Raw genomic sequence first — 374 nt, 5'->3', positions numbered from 1 at the left:
GTCCGGGGTACAGGTCGGCGATGCGGCGCATCGCCAGTCCGGGCAGGTAGCCGACCTCGTGGCTGCAGGCGCGGGCCACGGTGACCGGCAGGGCGCCGATCGTGTTGGGTTGGTCGACGACCACCAGCACCGATCCGTGGCTGGCCAGGCGGTCGAAGACCGCCCGCAGCTTGGCTTCGTCGTTCGGCAGGGCCTTGTCGTAGATCTTCTTTCCGGCGGCGGTCAGTCCGACGGCGTGGTGCTCGCCTTTGCCGACGTCGATGCCGCAGTACACCGCATAGTTCGAGTCCATTCAGGGTCGTCCCTTGTGTCTCCGGTCCGGCCGGTCGCCGATCCGGCATCGACGCCCGGCACCCACGTTACAAAGAGACCTA

General features: G+C 67.6%; 1 protein-coding gene. It reads right to left on the bottom strand.

The window, feature by feature from the left end; translation table 11 throughout:
• On the bottom strand, positions 1 to 292 hold a 292-nt coding region (locus P3H15_RS54715), incomplete at its 3' end, for a transposase (RefSeq protein WP_276144918.1).
• Positions 293 to 374 lie beyond the last annotated feature (82 nt).

This window comes from Rhodococcus sp. T2V (assembly GCF_029269925.1).
GTDB lineage: Bacteria > Actinomycetota > Actinomycetes > Mycobacteriales > Mycobacteriaceae > Rhodococcus_F > Rhodococcus_F koreensis.
Note: the sequence above shows the minus strand (reverse complement) of the source record. Positions and strands in the feature narration are given on the sequence as shown.